Source organism: Thalassotalea agariperforans (assembly GCF_053470345.1).
Window position 1 is genome coordinate 1 of sequence record NZ_JBQMWH010000052.1, and the last position, 255, is coordinate 255.

1 rRNA gene is annotated in these 255 nt (G+C 36.9%); it reads right to left on the minus strand.

The window, feature by feature from the left end:
- A 5S ribosomal RNA gene (gene rrf / locus ACSLUO_RS17750) occupies positions 1-54 on the minus strand; the annotation flags it as partial.
- Positions 55-255 lie beyond the last annotated feature (201 nt).

Below are 255 nucleotides of genomic sequence, written 5' to 3' on the forward strand. Positions count from 1 at the left end.
CACTTCTGAGTTCGGCATGGGATCAGGTGGTACCACAATGCTATTGTCGCTAGACAAAAACATGTTGTTAAGTGATGTATCACTCAACATTAATAATCTTGGAAAGCTTATTGTGTGTTGTTGTTTATCAATCACACCGTCGCATAAATACCTTAGCTCTTATTCAGTACTCGTAAGTACGTGATATTCTGTTTTTAAACTTATGTCAGTCTCATACAACTCAATGTTTACTCTCGTAAAACCACTTGGGTGTTT